The 23,530-nt window shown below is 72.3% G+C and carries 22 protein-coding genes; 12 read left to right on the top strand and 10 right to left on the bottom strand.

Annotated features, from left to right (window positions below):
• Positions 1-13 precede the first annotated feature (13 nt).
• The 4 genes from ETAA1_RS01275 (at position 14) to gluQRS (ending at position 3,879) form a co-directional block, all read left to right on the top strand.
• Positions 14-328, top strand: a complete 315-nt coding sequence (locus tag ETAA1_RS01275) for an H-X9-DG-CTERM domain-containing protein (RefSeq protein WP_145233605.1) — start codon at positions 14-16, stop codon at positions 326-328.
• A 181-nt stretch (positions 329-509) separates the two neighbouring features.
• Positions 510-689 carry a hypothetical protein gene (locus ETAA1_RS01270; RefSeq protein ID WP_145233603.1) on the top strand — a complete coding sequence of 60 codons (180 nt, stop codon included), beginning with the start codon at positions 510-512 and terminating at the stop codon, positions 687-689.
• Positions 690-816: 127 nt separating this feature from the next.
• Positions 817-2,856 carry a serine/threonine-protein kinase gene (locus ETAA1_RS01265; protein WP_145233602.1) on the top strand — a complete coding sequence of 680 codons (2,040 nt, stop codon included), beginning with the start codon at positions 817-819 and terminating at the stop codon, positions 2,854-2,856.
• 75 nt (positions 2,857-2,931) lie between these two features.
• A complete protein-coding gene (gene gluQRS, locus ETAA1_RS01260) occupies positions 2,932-3,879 on the top strand; it encodes a tRNA glutamyl-Q(34) synthetase GluQRS (RefSeq protein WP_145233601.1) in 948 nt (315 codons plus the stop codon).
• A 3-nt stretch (positions 3,880-3,882) separates the two neighbouring features.
• Here the strand turns inward: gluQRS and ETAA1_RS01255 are convergent, their stop codons facing one another.
• On the bottom strand, positions 3,883-4,278 hold the full coding sequence (locus tag ETAA1_RS01255) for a cytidine deaminase (protein ID WP_145233599.1): 396 nt from the start codon (positions 4,276-4,278) through the stop codon (positions 3,883-3,885).
• Between the two features lie 167 nt (positions 4,279-4,445).
• A complete protein-coding gene (locus tag ETAA1_RS01250) occupies positions 4,446-7,136 on the bottom strand; it encodes an amidohydrolase family protein (protein WP_202920577.1) in 2,691 nt (896 codons plus the stop codon).
• Positions 7,137-7,367: 231 nt separating this feature from the next.
• Between ETAA1_RS01250 and ETAA1_RS01245 the strand changes: the two genes are divergently transcribed.
• The 3 genes from ETAA1_RS01245 to ETAA1_RS01235 all read left to right on the top strand — a co-directional run bounded on the left by ETAA1_RS01245 (position 7,368) and on the right by ETAA1_RS01235 (position 8,999).
• A complete protein-coding gene (locus tag ETAA1_RS01245; protein ID WP_145233597.1) occupies positions 7,368-7,799 on the top strand; it encodes an ACT domain-containing protein in 432 nt (143 codons plus the stop codon).
• Between the two features lie 105 nt (positions 7,800-7,904).
• Positions 7,905-8,678, top strand: a complete 774-nt coding sequence (locus tag ETAA1_RS01240) for an ADP-ribosylglycohydrolase family protein (RefSeq protein ID WP_145233579.1) — start codon at positions 7,905-7,907, stop codon at positions 8,676-8,678.
• 108 nt (positions 8,679-8,786) lie between these two features.
• Positions 8,787-8,999 (top strand): hypothetical protein, encoded by a 213-nt coding sequence (locus tag ETAA1_RS01235; protein ID WP_145233577.1) that lies wholly within the window; start codon positions 8,787-8,789, stop codon positions 8,997-8,999.
• Positions 9,000-9,122: 123 nt separating this feature from the next.
• Here the strand turns inward: ETAA1_RS01235 and ETAA1_RS01230 are convergent, their stop codons facing one another.
• The 4 genes from ETAA1_RS01230 to ETAA1_RS01215 all read right to left on the bottom strand — a co-directional run bounded on the left by ETAA1_RS01230 (position 9,123) and on the right by ETAA1_RS01215 (position 14,525).
• Positions 9,123-10,589: a DnaA/Hda family protein gene (locus ETAA1_RS01230; RefSeq protein ID WP_238389343.1), complete on the bottom strand. Its 1,467-nt coding sequence runs from the start codon at positions 10,587-10,589 to the stop codon at positions 9,123-9,125.
• Positions 10,590-10,909: 320 nt separating this feature from the next.
• Positions 10,910-11,833: a GNAT family N-acetyltransferase gene (locus ETAA1_RS01225; protein WP_145233573.1), complete on the bottom strand. Its 924-nt coding sequence runs from the start codon at positions 11,831-11,833 to the stop codon at positions 10,910-10,912.
• 29 nt (positions 11,834-11,862) lie between these two features.
• The gene (locus ETAA1_RS01220) at positions 11,863-13,263 is read right to left on the bottom strand and encodes a sulfatase (RefSeq protein ID WP_145233572.1); all 1,401 of its coding nucleotides are present in this window, start codon (positions 13,261-13,263) and stop codon (positions 11,863-11,865) included.
• Positions 13,260-14,525, bottom strand: a complete 1,266-nt coding sequence (locus ETAA1_RS01215) for a formylglycine-generating enzyme family protein (RefSeq protein ID WP_145233570.1) — start codon at positions 14,523-14,525, stop codon at positions 13,260-13,262. Before ETAA1_RS01215 ends, ETAA1_RS01220 begins: the two co-directional genes overlap by 4 nt.
• A gap of 78 nt (positions 14,526-14,603) precedes the next feature.
• Here ETAA1_RS01215 and ETAA1_RS01210 point away from each other — a divergent pair, with 78 nt between their 5' ends.
• Entirely contained in the window at positions 14,604-15,224 is a 621-nt protein-coding gene (locus ETAA1_RS01210; protein ID WP_145233568.1) for a thioredoxin family protein, read from the top strand.
• Between the two features lie 9 nt (positions 15,225-15,233).
• On the opposite strand, the gene ETAA1_RS01205 is transcribed toward ETAA1_RS01210, so the two are convergent.
• Positions 15,234-15,527, bottom strand: a complete 294-nt coding sequence (locus ETAA1_RS01205) for a hypothetical protein (protein ID WP_145233566.1) — start codon at positions 15,525-15,527, stop codon at positions 15,234-15,236.
• 117 nt (positions 15,528-15,644) lie between these two features.
• Positions 15,645-16,100, bottom strand: a complete 456-nt coding sequence (locus tag ETAA1_RS01200; protein ID WP_145233565.1) for a tRNA (cytidine(34)-2'-O)-methyltransferase — start codon at positions 16,098-16,100, stop codon at positions 15,645-15,647.
• Between the two features lie 153 nt (positions 16,101-16,253).
• Here ETAA1_RS01200 and ETAA1_RS31340 point away from each other — a divergent pair, with 153 nt between their 5' ends.
• Together ETAA1_RS31340 and ETAA1_RS31335 are read left to right on the top strand one after the other, a co-directional pair.
• Positions 16,254-18,587, top strand: a complete 2,334-nt coding sequence (locus tag ETAA1_RS31340) for a DNA translocase FtsK (RefSeq protein WP_202920576.1) — start codon at positions 16,254-16,256, stop codon at positions 18,585-18,587.
• 32 nt (positions 18,588-18,619) lie between these two features.
• Positions 18,620-18,787 (top strand): hypothetical protein, encoded by a 168-nt coding sequence (locus ETAA1_RS31335; RefSeq protein WP_202920575.1) that lies wholly within the window; start codon positions 18,620-18,622, stop codon positions 18,785-18,787.
• A 332-nt stretch (positions 18,788-19,119) separates the two neighbouring features.
• Here the strand turns inward: ETAA1_RS31335 and ETAA1_RS01190 are convergent, their stop codons facing one another.
• Together ETAA1_RS01190 and ETAA1_RS01185 are read right to left on the bottom strand one after the other, a co-directional pair.
• Positions 19,120-19,374 (bottom strand): hypothetical protein, encoded by a 255-nt coding sequence (locus ETAA1_RS01190; protein ID WP_145233563.1) that lies wholly within the window; start codon positions 19,372-19,374, stop codon positions 19,120-19,122.
• 1 nt (position 19,375) lies between these two features.
• Positions 19,376-20,239 carry an alpha/beta hydrolase gene (locus tag ETAA1_RS01185; protein ID WP_145233561.1) on the bottom strand — a complete coding sequence of 288 codons (864 nt, stop codon included), beginning with the start codon at positions 20,237-20,239 and terminating at the stop codon, positions 19,376-19,378.
• Positions 20,240-20,399: 160 nt separating this feature from the next.
• Between ETAA1_RS01185 and ETAA1_RS01180 the strand changes: the two genes are divergently transcribed.
• On the top strand, positions 20,400-20,882 hold the full coding sequence (locus ETAA1_RS01180) for a VOC family protein (protein WP_145233560.1): 483 nt from the start codon (positions 20,400-20,402) through the stop codon (positions 20,880-20,882).
• 175 nt (positions 20,883-21,057) lie between these two features.
• A complete protein-coding gene (locus tag ETAA1_RS01175; protein WP_145233558.1) occupies positions 21,058-23,445 on the top strand; it encodes a CehA/McbA family metallohydrolase in 2,388 nt (795 codons plus the stop codon).
• Positions 23,446-23,530 lie beyond the last annotated feature (85 nt).

The following is a 23,530-nucleotide window of genomic DNA, read 5'->3' as shown; positions in this document are numbered from 1 at the left end:
CGGGTCCTCGGTCATGGGTGCACCGCCCGATCAATATTACGACCAACTGAATCGACACCGCCGCGGCTCGTTCGCCGACGCCTACTACGGCGACGTGGTGCCGGTGACCGCCAACGGCGTCACGCAGCCGTCCCGCGCCGGGGCGACGTTCCAGGTGGCCCCGCAGGTCGAGGACTGCGACCCGAACCTCCCCCAGACGCCGCACCCGGGCGGCATGCTCGTCCTGCTGTTCGACGGCTCCGTGCGGACCGTCCGCGGCGGCATCGACCCGTCCGCCTTCTGGGCCGCCGTCACCCGCGACGGCGGCGAGACCACCCCCCTCGACTGACCCGACGCGGCCGCGTCGCTCCGACACTCTTTTGTGGCATCCACTCATTGCGTGCCCTGACCCCCCGGGGGGAGCCGTGCACACAATACACTCGGGCCGAGCTTTGGGCGTTCCCCGGGCGGTCGGGCTGGTGCGGCCGCTGGGCCGGCGGTATACAATCGACCGTACCAGGGGGCGAATGATGACCGTGGACGCCATTCTCCAGCACGTCGGCGACCTCACCCCTGCCGAGCGGGCCGATTTGCTCGCGCGGCTCCGCCTCCGCTACGACGACGACGGCAACGAGGCCGCCGAGCACCCCACGAAGACCGGCATCTACAGCGTCGATCAGCTCATCGCCCGCGCCCGCCGGTCCGGCTGACCCACCTCCCCCGAGCCCCCGCCGGTTCAGGCCGGAACAGAACTTCGCCGTCGCGGGCAAATTCCGACCGTCGCACGAATTGTGTCCTACGCTTGGGTCAACCGACCCCCTGACGACCGGCCCGCCCATGCCCCGTGACCCCGACGGCGGCGATGCCGCCCTCGCCGCCACCGCCCACAGTCCGGGCGACGAGCCGCTCCCGGGCTACACCCTGACCCGCCCCCTCGGCCGCGGCGGGTTCGGCGAAGTTTGGGCCTGCGTCGCCCCCGGCGGCCTGAAGAAGGCCGTCAAGTTCGTCTCCGCCGGCCTCGACGGCGAGGCCGCCCAGTTCCGCCAGGAGCTCGACGCCTTCGAGCGGATCAAGGAGATCCGCCACCCGTTCCTCCTCAGCCTCGAGCGGGTCGAAGTCCTCGGCGGCGAGCTCGTCATGGTGATGGAGCTGGCCGACCAGCAGCTGCAGGACCGGTTCGCCGACTGCCGCGCCGCCGGCCTGCGGGGCATCCCGCGGGCCGAGCTCGTCGGCTACCTCATCGAGGCGGCCGAGGCGCTGGACGTGATCTCCGACCAGTACGGGCTGCAGCACCTCGACGTGAAGCCGGCCAACCTGTTCGTCACCGCCGGGCACGTGAAGGTCGGCGACTACGGGCTGGTGGCGCAGCTCGGCGGCGGCGGCGAGAGCCGCGGGCTGACGCCGAAGTTCGTCGCCCCCGAGACGCTCCGCGGGTCCATCCACACGCGGTCCGACCAGTACAGCCTGGCGCTCGTGTACTGCGAGCTGCTGACCGGCGAGTTCCCGTACCCGGCCCGGACGCCGCAGCAGATGATGCTGGCGCACGTGTCCAGCGAGCCGGACGTGTCGGCGCTGCCGGCGTGCGACCGCGGCCCGGTGTGGACGGCGCTGCAGAAGAAGCCGGAGGACCGCTTCCCGTCGTGCCTCGCCTTCGCCCGCGCGCTGCGCGAGGCCGACTACCAGCCCGAGGACGACCCGCCGGCCGGGCGGAACGCCGCGGTCCCGCGCTCGGCGCGCGTCATCGACACCACGCCGCCGACCGGCGATCTGACCGGCCGCCACCCGCAGCCGCCGCTGTCCGGGGAAGCGGCGCGGACCGGGGAGATGAGCAAGAACGCCACCTGGCAGACGGTGCCGCGGCTGGTGACGCCGGGGATGTCGCCCCCCGGCACGCGGTTCGGCACGCCCGGGGCGTCGAACCCCGGCGTCCGAACGGGGCCGCCGGGCAGCCGGCCGGGGGTGCCGCTGCCGCCCGGCGGGAGCCGGCCCGGGGTGCCGCTGCCGCCGCTGCCGCCGACACCCGCCCGCGCGCCGGTCGCGGCGACCCCGGAAGACCTGCCGGTGGCCGAGCCGGAGCCGGCGGAGCGGGTCCGCGTGAACCCGATCAAGTCGGTCATCCCGGCCGGCCTGCTGCGCGGCGAAGCGCTGCCGCGGGCGGCGGTGTCGGGCACCGACTTCGCCCACGCGGTGGTCCGGGCGGCGGCCGGCGAGGGCCGGGTGCCGCAGCTGCCCGGCGACCTCGGCCACACCGCCGACGGGGCGTGGGTGTGCCGGTTCCCGTCCACCGTCCCCCCGCAGGTGGTGCCGCTGAAGCTCAGCGTCCTCCAGAAAACCTGGGCGGTGACGGTCGAGCAGCCGGAGCCGGGGCTGGTGGTCCTCCGCCGCACGGCCGCGGGCGGCGGCTGGTTCTCGAAGAAGAAGACGGGGTTCGCGGTCGAGGTGCAGCTGCCGAAGCCCGGGAAGTCGGTCGGCGAGGCGTGCGTTACCGGCTACCTGACCGGCGAGCCGGACCGCCAGTTCGTTCAGGTCGCCAGCGACGTGATCCCCCGGCTGGTGGCCGACATCCGCCGGGAGCTCGGGAACGTCGAGGACCGCCGCAAACACCCGCGGGTGGCGACGACGCTGCCGGTGACGGTCCACCCGCTCCACTCGGACGGCACGGCCGACGCGGCGGTCCGCGCCGCGTGCGTGGACGTGTCCGTCGGCGGGCTGGCGTTCTCGGCAAGCGAGCCGATCGCCACGAAGTACGCGTACCTGGAGTTCGACGCCGTCCCGGAGGCGGCCGGGCTGGCGGTGCTGGTGCGGGTGGTGCGGTCGGTGTCGCCGCTCGGCGCCCGCGACGCCGTGTACGGCGTGCAGTACCGCACCGACCTCTGAAAAATGACGAATGACGAATGACCCACCACTGACGAAGAAAGACACGGTGCCGTCTTCCTTCGTCAGTGGTGGGTCATTCGTCATTCGTCATTCCCGCCCGTCGGGCGGCTGGCCCCGTCGCCGACGGGCGCGCAGCACCTCGGGAACGCCCGCACCTACCTCGCCGCGTGGCTGTGCGCCCGCGCCGCCGGCGGGCGCGTGCTGCTCCGCATCGAGGACATCGACTCGCCGCGCGTGAAGGCCGGGGCCGCCGAGCAGGCGCAGGACGACCTCCGCTGGCTCGGCCTCGACTGGGACGGCGAGCCCGTCGTGCAGACGCGCCGGCTGCCGCTCTACGAGGCGGCGCTCGACCGGCTGAAGCAACTCGACCTCGTCTACCCCTGCACCTGCACCCGCTCCGACGTGGCCGCCGCGGCCAGCGCCCCGCACGCCGAGCACGAGCCGCCCACCTACCCGGGGACGTGCGCCGGCCGCACCCCCGCCGCCGCCGCGGGGTTGGCGGTGCCGTTCGCGTGGCGGTTCCGCGTCGCCGACTCGCCGCCGTTCGACGACCTGTACCGCGGCCACACGCGGGTCGATCTGCGCGCCGCCGGCGGCGACTTCGTGGTGTGGAAGGCGGCGGGCACGCCGGCGTACCAGCTCGCGGTCGTGACCGACGACGCCGACGCCGGCGTGACCGAGGTGGTGCGTGGGGACGATCTGGTGCCCTCGACGCCGCGGCAGCTACTGCTGTACCGGGCGCTGGGATGGGCCGCGCCGGCGTTCGCGCACCTGCCGCTGGTGGTCGGCCCCGACGGCCGCCGGCTGGCGAAGCGGCACGGCGACACGCGCCTGTCGGCGCTGCGCGCCGCGGGCGTGGCGCCCGAGGCGGTGGTGGGGCTGCTGGCGTGGTCGTGCGGGTGGCTGGACGAGCCGCGGCCGGCGACGCCGCGGGAGCTGCTGCCGCGCTTCCGGCTGGGGGCGATCCCGGCGGCGCCGTTCGTGCTGACGGCGGAGCTGCTGCGCGGGATCGGGTACGGGTGATACTTACCCCCCCAGCTGCCCCGCGTCGAACGCCGCCGGCAGCAACTCGCGCACGGTGAACTTCAGCACGTCGCCCTTGAGGTTCGCCAGCAGCACGACCGCGTCCGGGGCGAACTCCCACAGCAACTGCCGGCACGCCCCGCACGGCGGCGTCGGGGCGTCGGTGTCGGTCACGACCGCGACCTTCACGAACCGCCGCAGCCCCTCCGACACGCCCTTGAAGATCGCGGTCCGCTCGGCGCACATCGTGAGGCCGTAGCTGGCGCTCTCGACGTTGCAGCCCATGACGATGGCGCCGTCGGCGGTTTCGAGCGCGGCGCCGACCTGGAACTTCGAGTACGGCGCGAACGCCCGGCTGCGGGCGATGGCGGCGGCGGCGACGAGTGGATCAGCTGTCACGGCGGCCTCGCGGGGTGGGAGTTCAAAAAGATTTAACCACAGAGTCACAGAGGGCACAGAGGGAAGACAAAAAGGCGGAGTGGAGACAGGAGTTGATTTCAAACTCTGTTCCGTCTCGGTCTTCTGTCTTTCCTCTGTGCCCTCTGTGACTCTGTGGTTAATCTTCTTTACCAGCCCTCCAAGCAACAGCCGGCGCCGGGGCCGCCGCCGAGCAGCGGCAGGATGCGCCGCTCGAACGGCAGCGCCAGGTACTCCGCCCGGCTGTACGCCACCCGGCCGCCGACCACCGTGTGCGTCACGTGCGTGGCGTGCTCGAACGGGTCGCCGTCGTACAGCACCAGGTCCGCCGCCTTGCCGACCTCGATCGTCCCGAACCGGTCCGCGATCCCCAGCAGCTTTGCCGGCTCGACCGTGATGGCCTTCAACGCGCGGTCGTGCCCCAAACCGTTCGCCGCCGCCATCGCCGCCTCGAAGCGCAGCACCCGCACCTTCGGAACGTACCCCTCGAAGCCGGTACACAAGCTGACCGGGATGCCCGCGTCGGCGAGCACCGCCGCGTTCCCGACGTAGCCGTGCATCGTCTCCAGGCTCGACGCCGCCCGCTGCATCGTCGGGTGAACGACGACCGGGATGCCCGCCTTCTTCAGCTCGGGGACGAGCCGGTACGCCTCGGTGCCGAGCGCCAGCACGGGCTTCAGCTTGAACTCGTCCGCGAGGCGCAGCGCGGTGGCGATGTCGTCGGCGCGGTGCGCCGCAAAGAAGACCGGCACCTTGCCGGCGAGCGCCGGCAGCAGCCCCTCGTGCTTCGCGTTCTGCGGCGTCTTGGCGTCGGCGGCGCGCTTCGCGCCGTACGCCTTCGCGTCGGCGAAGGCCCGGCGCACGAGCGCGGCTGTCGCCATGCGCGTGCCCGGCGCCTTCCCCTTCGCCGCCTTCGGCTCCTCGCCCAGGTTTACGATCACGGCGCCGACCGGTACCAGCGCCGCGCCCTCGGCCGTCATGCCGTCGCTGCGGAACACGCCGCCGCGGCCGGCGATCGGGTTCACCCGGCCGGGCGTCGAGTGCACGATCGTGGTCCCCTGCGCCCGCAGGAAGTCGAGGAGGGGTTCCTTCGCGTTGAACCCGTCGAGCGCCCGCAGGTCGGACTGGTTCGGGTCCGACGGCTCGTCCTGGTCCTGGTCTTGCGGCAGGTTCCACGCGCCACTGAGGCCGGCCGTGGTGAACGGGTCGATGAGGCCGGGCGTCACCTCCTTGGCGGTGAGGACCGTGGCGTCGGCGGGAATCTGCGGGTCACCACGGAGAACGGCGGCGATCTTCCCGTTCACGATCAGGAGCGACCCGCCGTCAATCGGCGGCCCGGCGGCGGTGTGGATGCGGCCGGCTAGCACGACCAGCTTCTTCGAGTTGTTCGGCTCCCGCCCCTCAAGCACATTCACCTTCGGACCCGCCTTCGGGGCCGCGGTCGGGGCGAACGGTGCCGGCAGTTCCTTCGCCGCGTCCGGCAGCGCGAACCCGCCGGCCTGGTACACCCAGTCGGCCTTCTTGCTGCGGTCGAAGCGCTTGCGGCCGTCGATGTGCGTTTCGAGCACCTGCGTGTACGTCGAGAACGGCGGGCCGGACAGCACCACGAAGTCGGCGTCCTTCCCCTTCTCCAGCGAGCCGAGGCGGTGGTCGAGGTGCAATAGCTTCGCCGCGTTCGACGTGAGCGCCCGCAGCGCGTCCATCTCGGGGAGCCCGCCGCGGAGCGCGATCGCCCCGGTGCGCAGGTAGAACCGCGACTCGGTGATGCTGTCGTCGGTGTTGATCGTCACCGTCACGCCGGCCTTCGCCAGCACCGCGGCGTTCTCCTCCAGGAGGCCGATCGTCTCGGGCTTGCCGCCGGGGCTGTCGATGAGCGTCAGCGACACCGGGATGCGCTTCTTCGCCAGGATGTCGGCGACGCGGTAGCCTTCGGTGGCGTGTTGCAGCACGAGCTCGAAGCCGAACTCCTCGCTGATGCGCACCGCGGTCATCAGGTCGTCGGCGCGGTGGCAGTGGAAGTGGACGGTGCGCTTCTTCTCCAGCACCTCCACGAGCGGCTCCAGGTCGAGGTTCGGCTCGACCTTCTCGCCGGCGTCGCGCTTCGCCTTGTACTCGCGGGCCTTCACGAACTGCTCGCGCTGCAGCGCCGCCACCTTCATCCGCGTGAACGGCGCCTGGCTGCGGTTGCGGCCGTACCCCTTCGGGTTCTCGCCGTTCGCCATCTTGAGGCCGCCGAGGATGATCGAGCCGTCGGGCAGCCGGCCGAGAATCACCATCTGCTCGACGGTGCGGCCGCGGAGCTTGACGTAGAGCGTCTGGCCGCCGATGACGTTGCCGGAGCCGGGCATGATGTTGGCGGTGGTGACGCCGCCGGCGACGGCCATGCGGATGCCGGGGTCGTCGGGGTTGATCGAGTCGAGGGCGCGGACGCCGGGCTGCACCGGGCCGCTCATCTCGTTGCCGTCGGCGTTGGCGCCGACGCCCGGCCGGCCGAACAGGCCGATGTGCGAGTGCGTGTCCACGAGACCGGGGATGACCACGGCGCCGGCCAGGTCGCGCACCTCGGGGTCGGCGGGCTGCGCGGGCGCGGCGGCGGCGGGGCCGGCATACAGCACCTTGCCGTCCTTCACGATCAGCACGGCGTTCGGGATCGGCGCGTCGGCGCCGGCCGCGGCGGTGTACAGGGTGAGGTTGCGGTACACGACGGTCGCCGTCGGCGGCGGCTCGGCGGGCGGCGCCTCGCGCGGGGGCGGCTGCACGGCGCGGCCCGGGGCGGGGACGAACGCCAGCACGAGGGCGACGGCGGCGAGGCCCGTGGAGGGTAGAAGGCGAAGTATCATCGTGCCGCTTTCTTGTGCCGCGTGAAGGGGCGAAGGGGTGAAGGGGTGAAGGGGTGAAGGGGTGACGAACAGGTGGTTTTCGTCACCCCTTCACCCCTTCACCCCTTCGCCCCTTCACGCGGCGCCGGCCGCGTCCCCCTGATTCCGAAAACGTACCCGTTTCCAACCCCCGCCGCCAGGGGTATCATCCCGTGATGGGGCCGCGTCCGGTCCCCCCGAGGAGTGCCTCCGATGAGCTTTAAGATGCAGCGGGTCCACATCTTCCACGGGGAAGTGGACGACAAGCCGGGCGGGATCTCGGGCAAGCTCAAGACCCTGGCCGAGAGCGGCGCGCACCTCGAATACGTGTACAGCCAGCGGTCGGCGACCAAGGCGGGGATGGGCGACCTGTACGTTGCCCCGATCCAGGGGCAGGGACAGCTCGCCGCGGCGAAGAAGGCCGGGCTCCACGAGGTGCCGGAGCCGATCGTCATGCGGGTGGAGGGCGACGACAAGGCCGGCCTGAGCGGCCGGCTGACGCTGGCCTGGGAGCTGGCCGGCATCAACCTGCACGGGCTGGTGCTGTCGGTCATCAGCGGCAAGTTCATCGGCTACGCCACCTTCGACACCGTCGCCGACGCCAACAAGGCCGCCACCATCCTGGCCGAGTTGGGGACGGCGTAAGGGGCGAAGCCCACCAGCCGCGGCGGGTGGACCTTCATCCCTACCGACACTGCACGCCCCCGCGGCCGGCGGGTATGCTTCCCCCACACCACGCGGGGGCGAACCATGCTCGGCGGCATCGCCGGCGACGTGATCGGCTCGGTCCACGAGAAGGCCGGCACCAAGACCACGCACTTCGACCTGTTCCCGCCGAAGGCCCGGTTCACCGACGACACCGTGCTCTCGGTCGCCGTCGCCGACGTGCTCCTGCACGGCGGCGACTACACCAGCGCGTTCCAGGATTACTACCACCGCTACCCCGCGGCCGGGTACGGCGGCACGTTCGTGAAGTGGGCGCAGGAGCGCCAGCGCGCGCCCTACGGCAGCTGGGCCAACGGCTCGGCCATGCGCGTCGCCCCCGTCGGCTGGGCGTTCGACACCCTCTCCGACGTGCTGAACGAGGCCGAGCGCTCGGCGGCGGTGACGCACAACCACCCGGACGGCGTCCGCGGCGCGCAGGCGGTCGCGGCCGCGGTGTTCCTGGCGCGCACCGGCAAGTCGAAGGACCGCATCCGCGCCGACGTGCAGAGCCTGTTCGGCTACGACCTGTCCGGCACCGTCGCGGGGCTGCGGCCGGCGTACAAGTTCGACGTGTCGTGCGCCGGCTCCGTGCCGCAGTCGTTGATCGCGTTCCTGGACTCGACCGGCTTCGAGGACGCGGTGCGGCTGGCGGTGTCGTTCGGCGGCGACGCGGACACGATGGCGGCGGTCGCCGGCGCGGTGGCGGAGGCGTTCTACGGCGGCGTCCCGGCGGCCATCGCGCAACCGACGCTGGCGCGACTCGACGACCCGCTGCGGGAGGTCGTCACCGCGTTCCGGGTGCGATTCTGTCAGGAATGACCAAGGACCAAGGACCAAGGGAAAGACCCGAGCCGCGAACCCCCGGCCGTCTTCCTTGGTCATTGGTGGGTCATTGGTCCTTGGTCATTTCCCCCGAAGGGGCGCGTCATGGCGTCGGACAAGCAGAAGCGGAAGGCGGCGAAGAAGGGTCCCGTGCCCGGCAAGCCGTTCGTCCACCCGGACGGCGACCGGCGGCGCCGCGGCGGGCCGAGCGCCGACCAGGCGATCCGCGACAAGCACGCCAGGCAGGCGTTCGCCGGCGGGATGCCGGAAGACCTGCCGCCGCCGAAGCCGCCGGGCGAGGACGAAGACACGGAATGATGGCCACAAAAAGGCACGAAAAGACACAAAAGGAAGGCCGACCAAACCCTGAACTCAGGCTTGGTTTAGCCTTCCTTTTTGTGTCTTTTCGTGCCTTTTTGTGGCCATCCTCGTTGCGCCGCCTCAGCGTTGCAGCTCGCGCTCGACGCGGTCCACCAACTCCTTCGCCGGCCAGTCGCGGTCGCCGATCGCCACCCGGGCGTCGGCCGCCAGCCACGCCCGCACCTTCTTCTCGGCCGCCACCGCCGTGCTGTGCGTCTTCGCCCCGAAGTGCTTGCTGATCTCGCCGTACGTCGCCGCGGTGTGCTTGCGGCACAGGAACACCGCCACCATCCGCGGGTGCGTCACCGCCCACGTCCGCGCCTTGGATTGCAGCGTGCCCGTCGCCAGCCGCAGCGTCGTGCACACGGCCGCGTCCACGTCGGGCACCGTCACCACCCGGACCGCGTGCCGCAGCAGATCGCCGAGCGCCTCGCGGGCCAGCGACGTGTCGGCCGGTCGGCCCGTCACCTTCGCGTAGTGGCGGACGCTGTTCACCGCGCCCTCCAGCTCGCGGACGTTCCCCCGCAGGTGGCTCGACAGGTACTTGAGCACCGCGTCCGGCACCGGCGGCCCGGCCGTGCTCGACTTCTTCCGCAGGATGCCGAGCCGCGTCTCGGGGTCGGGCGGGAGCAGCCCCCACACGGCGCCGCCGAGCAGCCGGTCGGCCAGCTCCGGCAGCAGGTCGTCCGCCAGCCGCGGGTGACAGTCGGTTGTCACCACGACCTGCCGGCCGTCGGCCACGAGCGCGTCGAACGTGTTGAGGAACTCCTCCTGCGTGGCCCGCTTGGTGGCGAGGAAGTTCAGGTTGTCCAGCAGCAGCGCCGAGCACTCGCGGAACTGCCGGCGGAACGAGCCCATCTTGCCGAGCCGCGACGCCTGCACGAACCGCGTGGTGAACTCCTCCGCGGTGACGTAGCACGGCCGCTCGCCGGCGCGCCGCAGGCCGAGGAAGATGCCCTCGAGCAGGTGCGTCTTGCCGACGCCGGTGGGGCCGTGCAGCACCAGCGGGTTCGCGCCCTGGGCGGGGTCTTCGACGACGCTCGCGGCGGAGGCGTGTGCCACCCGGTTGCACGGGCCGACGACGAAGTCGTCGAGCTTCTTCCACCGCCGCCCGGCGCGCGGGGCCAGGTCGAACCCGACGGCCTCGGGGTCGGCCCGCTTCGGCTTCGCCCGCCGCGGCTCGACCGGGTCGCCGAACAGGTCCGTCTGCGGGCGTGCGGGCCGGCTCCCGGAATCGGTGCGCGTCCGCGGCGCGTCGGGCTTGGCGCCCGGGGGGTCGGGTTTCGGGTCTCGCGCTTCGGATTTCGTTCCGACCGGCTCCGCGAAGGCCTCCGCGTCCACGACCCACCGCACGGGCAGCGGCGCGCCGGCGGCCTCGGCCGCGGCGGCGCGGACGGCCTGGCCGAACGTGTGCTCAATCCAGTCGCGGCAGGAGTCGTTGCGGGCGACGACGACCAGTTCGGAGCCGAGGCCGACGAACCGGACGTGGGCGGCGAACCACAGCGCGAAGCGCTCGGCGCCGATCCGCGCGGCGACGGCGTCGGCCACCGCCTTGTCGAGGGCGGGGGGCGGGGCCGGTGCGGCCGCGGGGGGTCGGGGGGATTGCGACGAACGGGCCGACACGACGAACCCCCAGCAGCACGGCGGACGTCCTTGCCCCGCCGGCGAGCGGGCGTGACCCCCGACGATGCTCCGGGGACACACTCCACTATGCAGCCCCGAACCGGGGCGCCAACGCCTCGTGCGCGAGCTCACCCGGCGGCGCGCCGGGCGCGCGTGGCGCCCGCGGCACGGGCGGCACCACCGGACCCGCACCGCAGGCGGGAACACCCGCGTACCCGGGTGAGAACACCGCCCCGGGCGCGAGCTCAGGCGATTCCGGGAAGTTTGACTGAAGTCGCGTCGCCGTCGCGCCACAGGAACACCTCGCGGCGGTCGGCCTCGCGGAACCCGTGCCGCTCGTACAACCGGCGCGCGGGGCCGTTCCGCGCGTCCACGCTCAGCGTCAGCGCGCGGGCGTCGCCGGCGGCCCGCAGCGCGAACCGCAGCAGCCCCTCGCCCCACCCCCGCCCGCGCGCCGCCGGCACCAGCCCCAAATAGCTCAGCTCCACGGCGCCGATCTCGGTGCCCGGTTCGAGCAGCACGACGCCGACCGCCTCGCCGCCGTGCCGCGCCAGCGCCCACCAGTCGGGCCGCTTCGGCGGCGGGGCGTGGAAGCCGGCCAGCAGGTCGGCTTCGGTGCGTGTGCCGGTGAGCTCGGGGCAGTCGAGGCTGCCGTCGTGGCTTCTCAGCAGCGCCGCGGTGAACGCCGCCCGGTTCGCGTCGTCCACTGGCTCGAACGTCAGCGCGCCGGCCGGCTCGGGGTCGTCGCGCCGCTCGCGCCGCAGGTGGACGACGGCCGTGACGTGGCGGAAGCCGGCGCGGGCGAGCGTCGGCTCGTCGGCCCGGTCGCCGCGGGGGGCGAACGACTGGCACACCTTCACGCCGCGGCCGCGGAGCCAGTCCAGCGCGGCGGCCAACAGCGGCTCGGCGTCGGCGGGGCGGTGGGGCGTGGTGCGCGGCGGGAAGAGGATGCCGAGGGCGCCGGGAAGGGTTTGCGCCAGCACGGCGCCGCGGACGGTGCCGCCGGCCCCGCGGGTGACGAACAGCCCGGCGGGGTCGAACTCGCCGGAGCGGAGGAGGTCGAGGAAGCGGCGGGCGGCGTCGTCGCGGGCGAGGGCGGGGCGGGTGGAGGCGAGGGCGCGGCAGGCGGCGGCGAGGTCGTCCGGCCCGGCGGCGGTGGCGGTGCCCATGCGGGAAGTGTACGCCGCGACCCGGCCCGTCACTTCGCCTGCGAGTTGTAGACGGGGTTCAGCCCCACCTCCCACCGCCGCGCCGCCGGGTCGTGGCCGATCGCCCGGAAGTGCGCGAACAGCTGTGCCTCCAGCGCCGCCGCCCGCGCCGGCTCCGCCGCCGCCAAATCCTTTTGCTCACCCGGGTCCGTCGGCAGGTGGTACAGTTCGCGCGTCCCCCGCTCCAGCGTCGCGATCAGCTTCCACCCGTCCGGCGTCAACAGCGACCGCTTGAACGTGTACTCGCGGTAGTCCGTCTCCGAGTACACGTCGTGCGCCACCGGTTCCCCGCGCAGCGCCGGCACCAGGCTCGTCCCCCGCAGCTGAGCGCGCACCGCCGGCGGCACGGGCACGTCCAGCAGGTCCAGCAGAGTCGGCATCAGGTCGATGCTGCCGACGCGGTCGGCCACCCGGCGCGCAGCCAGGCCCGGGGCGCGGATCACCAGCGGCACGTGGACGAGTTCGTCGTACAGCGTGAAGCCGTGGTCGAAGCGGCGGTGCTCGTACACCTCCGTGCCGTGGTCGGAGGTCAGAACGAACACCGTCTTCCCCTCCAGACCGAGCCGGCGGACGGCGTCCAGAAAGTGGCGGAAGCGGTCGTCGGCGCGGGCGATCTTCTCGTCGTACACGGCCCGCCAGAAGCGCACGTCGGCGTCGCGGAGCGTCACCTTGCCGCTCGCCAGCCCCTCCTCGCGCAGCGCCTCCTGCTCCAGCACCGACCCGGCGAACCGGCCGTCGTAGCCGGGCTCGACGTAGCGGTAGTCGAGGCCGCCGGCGGGTTCGCACTGGCCGTGGGCGTCGTACCCGTGCAGGAACAGGAATACCCGGCGGTCGCGGTTCGCCTCCAGCCACTCGACCGCCTTCGGCACGCTCTTGTCGAACGAGCCGAAGCGGTTCGGCTCGGCGAAGTAGGTGTCGAAGCCCTGCTCGTAGCCGAACCCGGGGCTGACGCCGGCGTTGCCGGTGAACCCGCCGGTAGCGTAGCCGGCGCCGCGCAGCACCTCGGCGAGCGTGGTCAGCGCGGGGGCCAACTCGCGGAGGGTGGCGGGCGTCTTCTCGCGGGCGGTGTAGCGGGCGAACTTGTTCACCATGCGGTGCTCGGACGGGTACACGCCGGTGAACCACGTCATCGTCGCCGGCACCGTCCACGACGCGGCCGAGTAGTAGTTCGTGAAGGTGGCGCCGTCGCGGGCCAGGGCGTCGATGGTGGGGGTCACGTCGCGCGGGTAGCCGAGGTGGCCGACGTGCGCCGCTTGGAGCGCGTCGAAGCTGACGAGCACGAGGTTGTGGTCGCGGAAGCGAACCGGCGGCGCGGCGGGCGCGGGCGGCGGCGGCGCGGGGCGCGAGCAGCCGGCGGCGAGGAGCGCGACGAGGAGGAGCCGGCGAGTCATGGCGTGCGGGCGACGCGAATGCCGCCGTGGGAGGTGGCGTTGGCGGGGCCGGCGCCGAACCGCGCCGCCGACCGCGCCGCGGTTTCGCCGACGAGCCACGACCCGCCGCGCTGCACCCGCTGGCGGCCGACGTCGGGGCCGGGCGGGTCGGCTTCCGGCGAGCGGTCGTAGTAGCCGCGGTCGTACCAGTCGTGGCACCACTCGGCGACGTTGCCGTGCGTGTCGAACAGCCCCCACCGGTTCGGCCGGTAGCTGCCGACGCGGGCGGTGCGCCCCACCTCGCGCCACCGCGGCGACGTGCCGTAGCCGCTGGCGACCATGCTCGCCTTCACGTTCGCCTCGGCGCCGGTGTTCAGGGGGCCGAAGTGGAACGGCGTCTTGCTACCCGCCCGGCAGGCGTACTCCCACTCCGCCTCGGTCGGCAGCCGGTAGCCCGTGCCGCCGAGCACCGTCACCTTCGCCGACGCGATCGCGCCCTCGTCGCGGGACACGACCTCGAGGGCGTAGTACGGCGGCAGCCCGTCCGCCTTGCCGAGCTTGTTGCAGAAGTCGACGGCGTCGAACCACGACACGCGCTCGACCGGCAGGCGGCCGGTGTCGGGCATTTCGGCGACGCGGTCGGCGCCGGGGCCGGTGGCCGCGAACCAGCTCGGGTTCGTCCCCATGACCTTCTGGTACTGCTCCTGCGTGACCTCGTGGACGCCCAGGTAGAACGGCCGCGTCAGCTTGACCTCGTGCTCCTCCTCCTCGGCCTGCCGGCCCTTCTCGTGCTCCCACGAGCCCATGCGGAAGGAGCCGGCCGCGATGAGCGCCAGGTCGAACTCGCCGGTCTTGCTCCGCTCCGTCGGCGGCAGGTCGGCCGGCGGCGGCGGGCGCGTGGCCTTGGTGGCGGGCGTAGTCGGGCGCGTCGGCGACGGGCGCGTCGGCCCCACGGCCGGCGGCGGCGGACCGACCGGCGGGTCGGCGGCGCTGACGGACGCGAGCGGCTCCGGGGCGACGAGGACGACGGGCGCAGTCGCGCGGCCGCCCCACCACCCGAGGGCGCCGGCCAGCAGCGCGACCGCGATCAGGGGAACGACTTGCCGCGAACGCCCGTCCGCCGGCGGGGTCGGTTCCGGCTCCGGCGCGGGAGGCGGGGGTGGCGGCGGCGCGGGGGGCTCGGTGAACGCGCAGACGGGGCACGCGGCGGTCGGGTCGCCGGCGCGCGGCAGCCCGCACCCGGGGCAGGGGAGCGAGTCCGGCGCGGGTGGGTCGGGCGGCATGCGGCCATTCTCGCCGACCGGCCCGCGAGACGCAACCGCCTGCCGCGCCCACAATAGCCGGGAACAGGAGGCCCACCCATGACCCGCTTCGTCCCCGCGTTCGTCGCCGCCGCGCTCGCCGTCGCCGCCGGCCCCACCACGCCCGCCCACGCCGGCAAGTTCAACAAGGTACTGGACGTCGGCAGCGCTGCCCCCGCGTGGGAGAAGCTCGCCGGCACCGACGGCAAAACGCACTCCCTCGCCGACTTGAAGGACAAGTCCGCCGTCGTGGTCGTGTTCACGTGCAACAGCTGCCCCGTCGCCGTGGCCTACGAGGGCCGCCTCGCGGCGCTCGCCAAGAAGCACGCCGACACGCTCGCGGTGGTGGCGATCAACGTGAACACCGGCAAGGACGACGCCCTGCCGGCGATGACGGAGCGGGCCGCGAAGAAGGGCTTCCCGTTCGCGTACCTCTACGACCCGACGCAGGAGGTCGCCCGGAAGTACGGCGCGAAGAACACGCCCGAGGTGTTCCTGCTGGACAAGGCCCGCAAGGTGGTCTACATGGGCGCGTTCGACGACAAGGCGACCGGCGAGGTGAAGGCGCGCTACCTGGAGGACGCCGTGGCGGCGCTGGCGGCCGGGAAGGCGGCGCCGGTGGCCGAGACGAGCCCGGCCGCGGGGTGCTCGATCCGGTTCAACCCGAAGCGGGACGACTGAGGCCTGCCCTCACGCCGCGCGGCTGACCTCCGGCGATTCACTCAGCCGCACCTCTTGCGCCCGGGTGCCGGTCGAGTCGTAGAAGAGCACCCGCCCGTCGTCGGCCGACCACACGGCGCTCGTGCGCAGCAGCCGCGGCCCCTCGACGTGGAAGATGAGCCCGCAGACGCGCCCGCCGCGCTTCAGCGGCGTGCGGTACAGCGGCGTCTGGGCCGGGTCGAGGGCGTCCTGCTCGCACAGGGTTTTGTGCACGAACGCGACCAGTTCCTCGACCGCGGCGAACGCCAACACCGGTCCCGCCATCCCGCCCCCTGGTGCCGAACACGTGGTGTCGTCTGCGGGAGTCTTCGGCCGGCCGACGCGGCCGGCGGCAGGTGAACGCGCCGGCCCCGACCCGGCGGCACGTCGGTCGTGCGGGTTCTACCAGTCGTGAACCTGCCGCAGCGCCTCGTACAGGACGATGCCGACGGTCGTGGCGAGGTTGAGGCTGCGCACCGCGCCCGTCGGCATCGGCACCCCCACGAGGCGGCCCGCGTACCGCTCCCGCACCCCGGCCGGCAGCCCCTTCGACTCGCTGCCGAACAGCAGGCAATCCCCGTCGGCGAAGGCGGCCCGGGTGTACGCCACGTCCGCCGGCGTCTCCACGACCCAGACGCGCTGCCCCGCGACGGCGGCCTCGAAGTCTCCCATCGTGGCGTGCCGCACCCAATCGACGGCGGGCCAGTAGTCGAGGCCGGCACGCTTCAGGCTCTTGTCGTCGAGGCGGAAGCCGAGGCGGCCGACGAGGTGGAGGCGGGCGCCGGTGGCGGCGCAGAGGCGGGCCACGTTCCCCGTGTTCGGCGGGATTTCCGGCTCCCAGAGGGCGACGTGCAGCACGCGGGCGACTCCGGTCGGGCGGGCCACGCCGATTGTACCGGCGGCGCCGCGCCGGCGTTGTAAAAGTTGCCGCCCGGCGGCGCGACCGACGGTTCAGCCGCGCGTCCGAGGGAGGAAGATAGAGCCGCACCGCCCGCGCCCCGAGCCGCCCGCATGGCCGACGACACCACCCCCGATTCCCCCCCGACCCCGCGCTGGCGGCTCGACGCCGTCGTGCTCACGCTCGCCGCCGTTGGCGCGGCGCTGGCCGTGGCCGTCGGCAGCGGCGAGGCGCTCGCCGGCGGCCCGAACGTGTTCGGAGCGGTCGGCGATTCGCTCGCGGCGCTCGTGGTCGAGCCGCTCGGCTGGGCGGCGCCCGTGTTCCTGGCCGGCTGGTTCGCCGTCGCCGCGCAGCTGGTGCTGACGCGCAACCCCCTGCGGGTCGTGACGCGGGTGACCGGCTGGCTGATCCTCGCCGTCGCGGCCGCGGCGTGGGCCGACGGGGCGCGCCTGCCGCCGGCGGCGGTGGCCGGCGCGGGCGGCTCGGTGGGCGCGTTCGTGCGGCTCGAACTGGACGACGCCACGGTCGCGCCGTGGGAACTGGTGGTGCTCGCCGGCGCGGCGCTGGTCGGGCTCGTGCTCGCGGCGCACCGGCTGGTGTTCGCCGCGGCGCGGGGCGTGTGGGCCGGCCTGCGGCTGGCGTGGCGGGCCGCCGGCTGGGTGAACGAAAAGGTCGGCGACGCCTCGGCCGCGCTGCTCGGCGCCGGCTGGCGCGCCGCGCGTGCCGTCGGCCGCCGCGTCGGCGCGGCGCTGACGCGCGACCCGAAGCCCCCGGTCGCAGCGACGCCCGCGGCCGTGCCGATCACGCGGCCGACGGTCTACGTCCCCGAGCCCGAGCCCGAGTCCGACACGCCGCGGGACACGCACGTCGAGGACATCCCGATCCACTCGCACGCCGACCCGCACGACCCGGCGGCGCTCGCGGCGCTGCTCCGCGCCGTCGCCCCCGAGGACGACACCACGCCCTACGAACTGCCGCCGCTCAGCCTGCTCGCCGACCCGGAGCCGTTCCCGGTCGAGGACCACGCGCAGAAGCTGCGCGAGATGGCGGTGCTGCTCGAAAAGACGTTCACCGACTTCGGCCTGACGGTGAAGGTGGTCGGCATCCACACCGGCCCCGTCATCACGCAGTACGAGATCGCGCTCGAAACCGGCCTGCGGCTGAACAAGGTGACGAACCTGGCCGACGACCTGGCGCTGAACCTGCGGGTGCCGTCGGTGCGGGTGGTGGCGCCGCTGCCGGGCCGCAACACGGTCGGCATCGAGGTGCCGAACGAGATCCGCCAGACGGTGTGCCTCAAGGAGGTGGTCGGCGCGCTGGCCGCGACGCCGAAGGTGGCGAAGTACAAGCTCCCGATGTTCGTCGGCAAGGACGTGGAGGGCCGGGCCCTGGCCTACGACCTGGCCGCGATGCCGCACCTCCTCATCGCCGGCCGCACCGGCACCGGCAAGTCGGTGTGCCTGAACACGATCATCGTCAGCCTCCTCCTCTCGAAGCGGCCCGACGAGTGCCGCATGATCCTCATCGACCCCAAGAAGGTCGAGCTGAGCGACTACGCCAAGATCCCTCACCTGATGACGCCGGTGGTGAAGGACCCGAAGAAGGCGGAGGCGATCCTGGCGTGGGCGGTGGACAAGATGGAGGAGCGGTACGAGTGGCTGCACCGCGCCCGCGTCCGAAACATCGCCAGCTACAACGAGCTCCCCTTCGAGGAGGTGGTGCGCCGCATCAACCCCGACAGCGAGGAGGAGCGCCGCGCCATCCCCCGCAGCATGCCCTACATCATGATCCTCATCGACGAGGTCGGCGACCTCATGATGCAGATGAAGAAGGAGATCGAGGGGAGCATCATCCTGCTGGCGCAGAAGTCCCGCGCCGCCGGGATCCACCTCATCCTCGCCACCCAGAAGCCGACCGTGGATGTGATTACGGGGTTAATCAAATCCAACCTGCCGGCGCGCATCTGCTTCCAGGTGACGAACCGCTCCGACAGCGCCGTGGTGCTGGACGAGAAGGGGGCCGACAAGCTCCTGGGCAGGGGCGACATGCTGCTGTTGCAGAACGGGTCGCTGCTGCGGGCGCAGGGCGCCTACGTCGGCGACCGGGAGATCGAGGCGGTAGTGGACGCGGTGGCGACGGACACGCCGAACTACGACAGCGAGCTGCTGAACCTGAAGACGCGCGACCAGGCCGACGGCGGCGAGGTGACGGGCGAGAAGCTGCGCGAGCGCGACCCGCAGTACGAGCAGGCGGTGGAGATCGTGATCCGCGAGCAGCGCGGCAGCACGTCGCTGCTGCAGCGGGCGCTGGGCATCGGCTACGGCAAGGCGTCGCGGCTGATCGACTACATGGCCGAGGACGGCATCGTGGGCGGGTTCAACGGCAGCAACGCCCGCCAGGTGCTGGTGACGCCCGACGAGTGGGCAGCCCGCAAGACCGCGGGGTGACGGCCGGTACAATGCCCGCAAGGAGGCCGACCATGCCGAAGAAACCGCGTTCGGAGCGGGTATTCGACACCGAGTACGAGGTGGAGTGCGCGGCCGACACGTCGCCGGTGCCGACCCTGGAAGAAGTCCGCGAGATCATGTCGAAGATTCCCGGCAGCCTGTCGGCGGACATCATCGCCGAGCGCGAAGAGCGGGGGTAGTACATTACGGCCCGCAGGTAGTCGGCGCGGAGTGCGTGGTTGCTGGTCCCCATCAATCGCGGTTAACCCCCTCACCCCGCGTGCTTCGCCGCGACCCTCTCCCCCGGGGGGCTGGCGGCCGCACCCGGACTCCAGTACGGGCGGGCAACCACTCGCCGACGCCAGAGAAACACGCCACTGCGTCCGCGGGTCGATGCCCGCCCGTGACGGGCGCGGGGCCGTCCCACCCTCTCCCCTCGGGGGAGAGGGTCGCGGCGAAGCACGCGGGGTGAGGGGGTTAACCACGCACGACGAGAACCGGGTGCCACACCGCAACCTGGACAACCTGCGGGTTAGGAGCCGAGCGACGATGGTATTCGAGCCGCCACCTCTCGCAGCTCGGACAGCCCGAACTGATCGGCCAGCGTTTCGGCGGCCACGCGGTCCACTTCATTCACGAGCCCGTCGTACCCGGATACACCACCGCCCACGAATACACGCGGGGCGTCCTCCAGCGTAAAGATGCACACGTCGCACCGACCGACTCGCCCGCTGAACATCAGGCGGGCCGTGCCCGGAACGGGGCGCAAGGTGGTGCGGTCGATCATGTCACTTTTTCCCCGCGGCGGCGAGGAAGTCGGCGAGCGCCTTCGTCGCCGGGTCGTCGGGCTTGCCGAGGTCGGCGTTGATGCGGCCGTGCGTCGTGTCGCGCCCGCCGAACACGGTCACCGGCACCTCCGCGGCCGTCAGCGCCGCGGCCAGCCGGCGCGCCTGCGCGGTCGTGTCCGGGTGCTCGGCCACGTGCAGGACCAGGAACGGCGGGATGCCCTTCGCCTTCGCCGCGTGCGTCACGGCCGAGAAGTCCTTGTGCTTCGCCGGGTCGTTCCCGAACTTTTCGCGGTGCCCGAGCTTCGACGCCGGCAGGCCGTGGACGCGCCACCGCGTCTCGGCCACCTCGATGATCGCCGGGATGTCGAACGTGTCGCCGTCCACCGGCACGCAGCCCTTGATGGCGGTCAGCGGCACCCCCTCGGCCCGGAGGTAGCGCTCGTCGGTGCAGAGCAGCGCGGCCAGCTGCGCGCCGGCGGAGTGGCCCATCACGTACAGCCGGTCCGGGTCGCCGCCGTGCTCGGCGATGTGCTCGCGCACCCACCGCGCCGCCTTCGCCACGTCGCGGACGATCGTCCCCATGTCCACCGCCGGCAGCAGCCGGTAGTTGGTCGAGACGAAGACGTAGCCCTTCTCCATGAACCACGTCGGCTTCAGCTGCACGTCCGACTTGTCGCCGGCCTGCCAGCCGCCGCCGTGAATCCAGAACACGACCGGCAGCCCCTTCGCGCCCTTCGGCGCGTACACGTCGAGCACCTGGCGCTCGTGCGCGGGGGCGGCGTAGGGAAAGGTCTTCTTCGCCTCCTGGGCGTCGGCGCGGCCGGCGAACGCGAGGACGACGAGGAGCGGAACGGCGTGCTTCATGGCGGGCGCCCGTGGGGAAAGGGGCGGGCATTCTATGCGGCGCCGGTCGTGCCGGTTCTCCCGCCGCGGTCCCATCCACGTTCGCCACTTCCTCGCTTGTGTCCATCCGTACAGTAATGTAGAGTCCGGGCGTCCCCTCACACGATTCGGAGGTCTGCCCGTGGCCGTGAAGCCGATTCCCGACGGTTACCACTCCGTCACCCCGTACATGACAATCCGCGGGGCCGCCAAGGCCATCGACTTCTACAAGGCGGCGTTCGGCGCCGTCGAGGTGCTGCGGATGCCGATGCCCGACGGGTCGGTGGCGCACGCCGAGATCAAGATCGGCGACTCGGTCATCATGATGGGCGAGGAGAAACCGGAGTGGGGGAACAAGAGCCCGGAGACGCTCGGCGGCACCGCGTCCGGGCTGATGATTTATGTGCCCGACTGCGACGCCGTGTTCGCCGCGGCCCTCGCCCACGGGGCGACGGTGATGAAGCCGCTGGCGGACCAGTTCTACGGCGACCGCTCCGGCAGCGTGATCGACCCGTTCGGCCACACGTGGACGGTCGCCACACACGTCGAGGACGTGGAGCCGGCGGAGATGCAGAAGCGCATGGACGCGATGATGGCGCAGATGAGCCAGGGCGGGGCGGCGTAGATCAAGGAATTTTTTGACAGGATGAACAGGACGAAGCAGGATGAAAACCAAAGACAAGATTTAAATTGATTTTGTCTTTGGATTTCATCCTGCTTCGTCCTGTTCATCCTGTCAAAAAATGCTCGCGTTCCCCCCTCCGGCGCGGTCTGATGGCCGCACTCCCCGGAGGGTTCCCATGTCCCGCCTCGCCGCGCTCCTCGTCCTCGGCGCGCTCGCGCCCGCCGCCCGCGCCGCCGACCCGCCCCCGCCCGTCAGCGATGTCGAAGGCCAGCCGCTCGCCGCCAACGCCGAGCGGCTCGGCAAGGCGCTCCAGTTCCTCGGCGCGCCGCTCGCGCCGGCCGTCGCCAAGCAGCTCGACGCCGCCGTCACGGCGCGCGACGCCGTGGCCGTACAGAAGGCGCTCGACCCGCACGTCCTGTTCGTCGTGAACCTCAACCCCGAGGCGCGGGTGAAGGTCGCCCGCGGGCCGGCCGACGCCACGATTCAACAGGCGGGCTGGACGCCGGTGCTCGTGAAGGTCGTGAACGACAGCACGGTGAAGAAGAAGCTGGCGCCCACGAGCCCGCAGGCCGGGCCGGTGTACAGCGGCCAGGGCCGGCAGGAGCGCGACCCGAAGGCCGACCCCACCATCGTGAAGCGGTTCCTCGAACTGGAACTGTTCACGGCGCCGCCGATGACCACGAACCTCAGCGGGCTGCGCGTCGAGTACGCGATCCTGCTCGTCTACAGTACCGAGGCCGGCAAGCGCGAGGCGACCGTCGGCTTCGACATCGGGCAGGGGACTCAAGACCTCGGCTTCCGCGGCGAAGCGCCCGTGCTGTTCGACGTGAAGCCGGCGGTGCGCGTCCGGCTCGGCGTCAAGGACTTCGACGGCACGCCGACCGTCGGCCGGTTCACGTTCACCGACGCCGGCGGCCGCGTCTACCCGCCGCAGCCGAAGCGGCTCGCGCCAGACCTGTTCTTCCAGCGCCAGGTGTACCGCGCCGACGGCGGGTTCGTGCTGCTGCCGCCGGGCGAGTTCGCCGTCGAGTACGGCCGCGGCCCCGAGTACGCACTCAAGACCGCGCGCATCAAGGTCGAAGCCGGCCGCGACAACACGTTCGAGGTGAAGCTGGAGCGCTGGATCAACCCGGCGACGCAGGGGTGGTACAGCGGCGACCACCACATCCACGCCGCGGGGTGCGCCCACTACACGAACCCGGCCGAGGGGGTGCTGCCGGAAGACATGTTCATGCACGTCAAGGGCGAGGGGCTGAACGTCGGCTGCTGCCTGACGTGGGGGCCGTGCTACGACTACCAGCGGCAGTTCTTCGAGGTCGGCCCGCACCGGCTCAGCGAGCCGTTCACCGTCATCAAGTACGACGTGGAGGTGAGCGGCTTCGGGTCGCAGGCGCTCGGCCACGTCAACCTGCTGAACCTGAAGGACCAGACGTACCCGGGTTCCGGCGGCAGCAAGCTGCGCGGCTGGCCGACGTGGACGACGCCGCTGATGCGCTGGGCGAAGGAGCAGGGCGCCGTCACCGGCTACGCCCACTCCGCGAACGGGTTGGGCATCGACGCCCCGGCCGCGACGCGGCGGCTGTTCGTGGAACTGGACAAGGGGACACGCGGCTTCATCACCAAGGAACAGGCCGCGGCGGGGCGGTGGCCGCTGCCCGAAGCGTTCGCCAAGGTCGACGCCGACGGCGACGGCAAGGTGACGGAGGTGGAGCTGGCACAGAGCACGCAGCGGACGAAGGGGAACCTGCCGAACCTGGTCATCCCCGAGATGAACGGCATCGGCGCGCAGGAGATTTGCGTGACGAGCGCGCTGGGGCTGTGCGACTTCATCAGCGCGATGGACACGGCCCGGGTGCCGGAGTGGAACTGCTGGTACCACGTCATGAACTGCGGCTTCCCGCTGAAGGTGAGCGGCGAGACGGACTTCCCGTGCATCACCGGCAGCCGCGTCGGCCAGGGGCGTGTGTACGTGCAGCTCGGGAAGGTGGATCACGTCGACTACGGCCAGTGGTGCCGCGGCATCCGCGACGGCAAGAGCTACGTCTCGGACGGCTACGCCCACGCGCTGGCGTTCAGTGTCAACGGGGTGTCACCGGGGCCGACGCCGGTGAAGCTGGCGGCGCCGGGCAAGACGGCGGTGAAGGCGACGGTGGCGTTCGCGGGCGACACGCCCCTCGGCACCGCGGTCGGCGGCGCGGCCCCGGCCGGCCCGACGCGGACGGTCGAGCTGGTGATGAACGGCAAGGTGGTGGCGACGAAGGAGGTGCCGGCCGACGGCAAGCCGCACGACGTGGCGTTCGACGTGGACGTGGCCGCGAGCAGTTGGGTGGCGCTGCGGCAGTTCCCGCAGCTGCACACGAACCCGGTGACGGTGCTGGTGGGCGACAGGCCCATCCGCGTCAGCCGGGCGAGCGCGAAGTGGTGTATCGGCACGATCGAGCGGCTGTGGGCGGTGCGCGGCCCGGGGATCGCGGCCGCGGAGCGCGAGGAGGCCGAGCGCACCTTCCGGCAGGCGGTGCAGACGTACCTGCGAATCGCCGAAGAGGCGCCAGAGGGGAGTTGAAGACATTTTTGACGGGATGAACAGGAAGAACCAGGATGGGAAGCAAAGACAGAAATCAATTTAAATTTTGTCTTTGTCTCCCATC

It is taken from the genome of Urbifossiella limnaea (assembly GCF_007747215.1).
Lineage (GTDB): Bacteria > Planctomycetota > Planctomycetia > Gemmatales > Gemmataceae > Urbifossiella > Urbifossiella limnaea.
The sequence above is the reverse complement of the archived record's forward strand: the minus strand, read 5'-3'. Positions and strand labels throughout refer to the sequence as shown.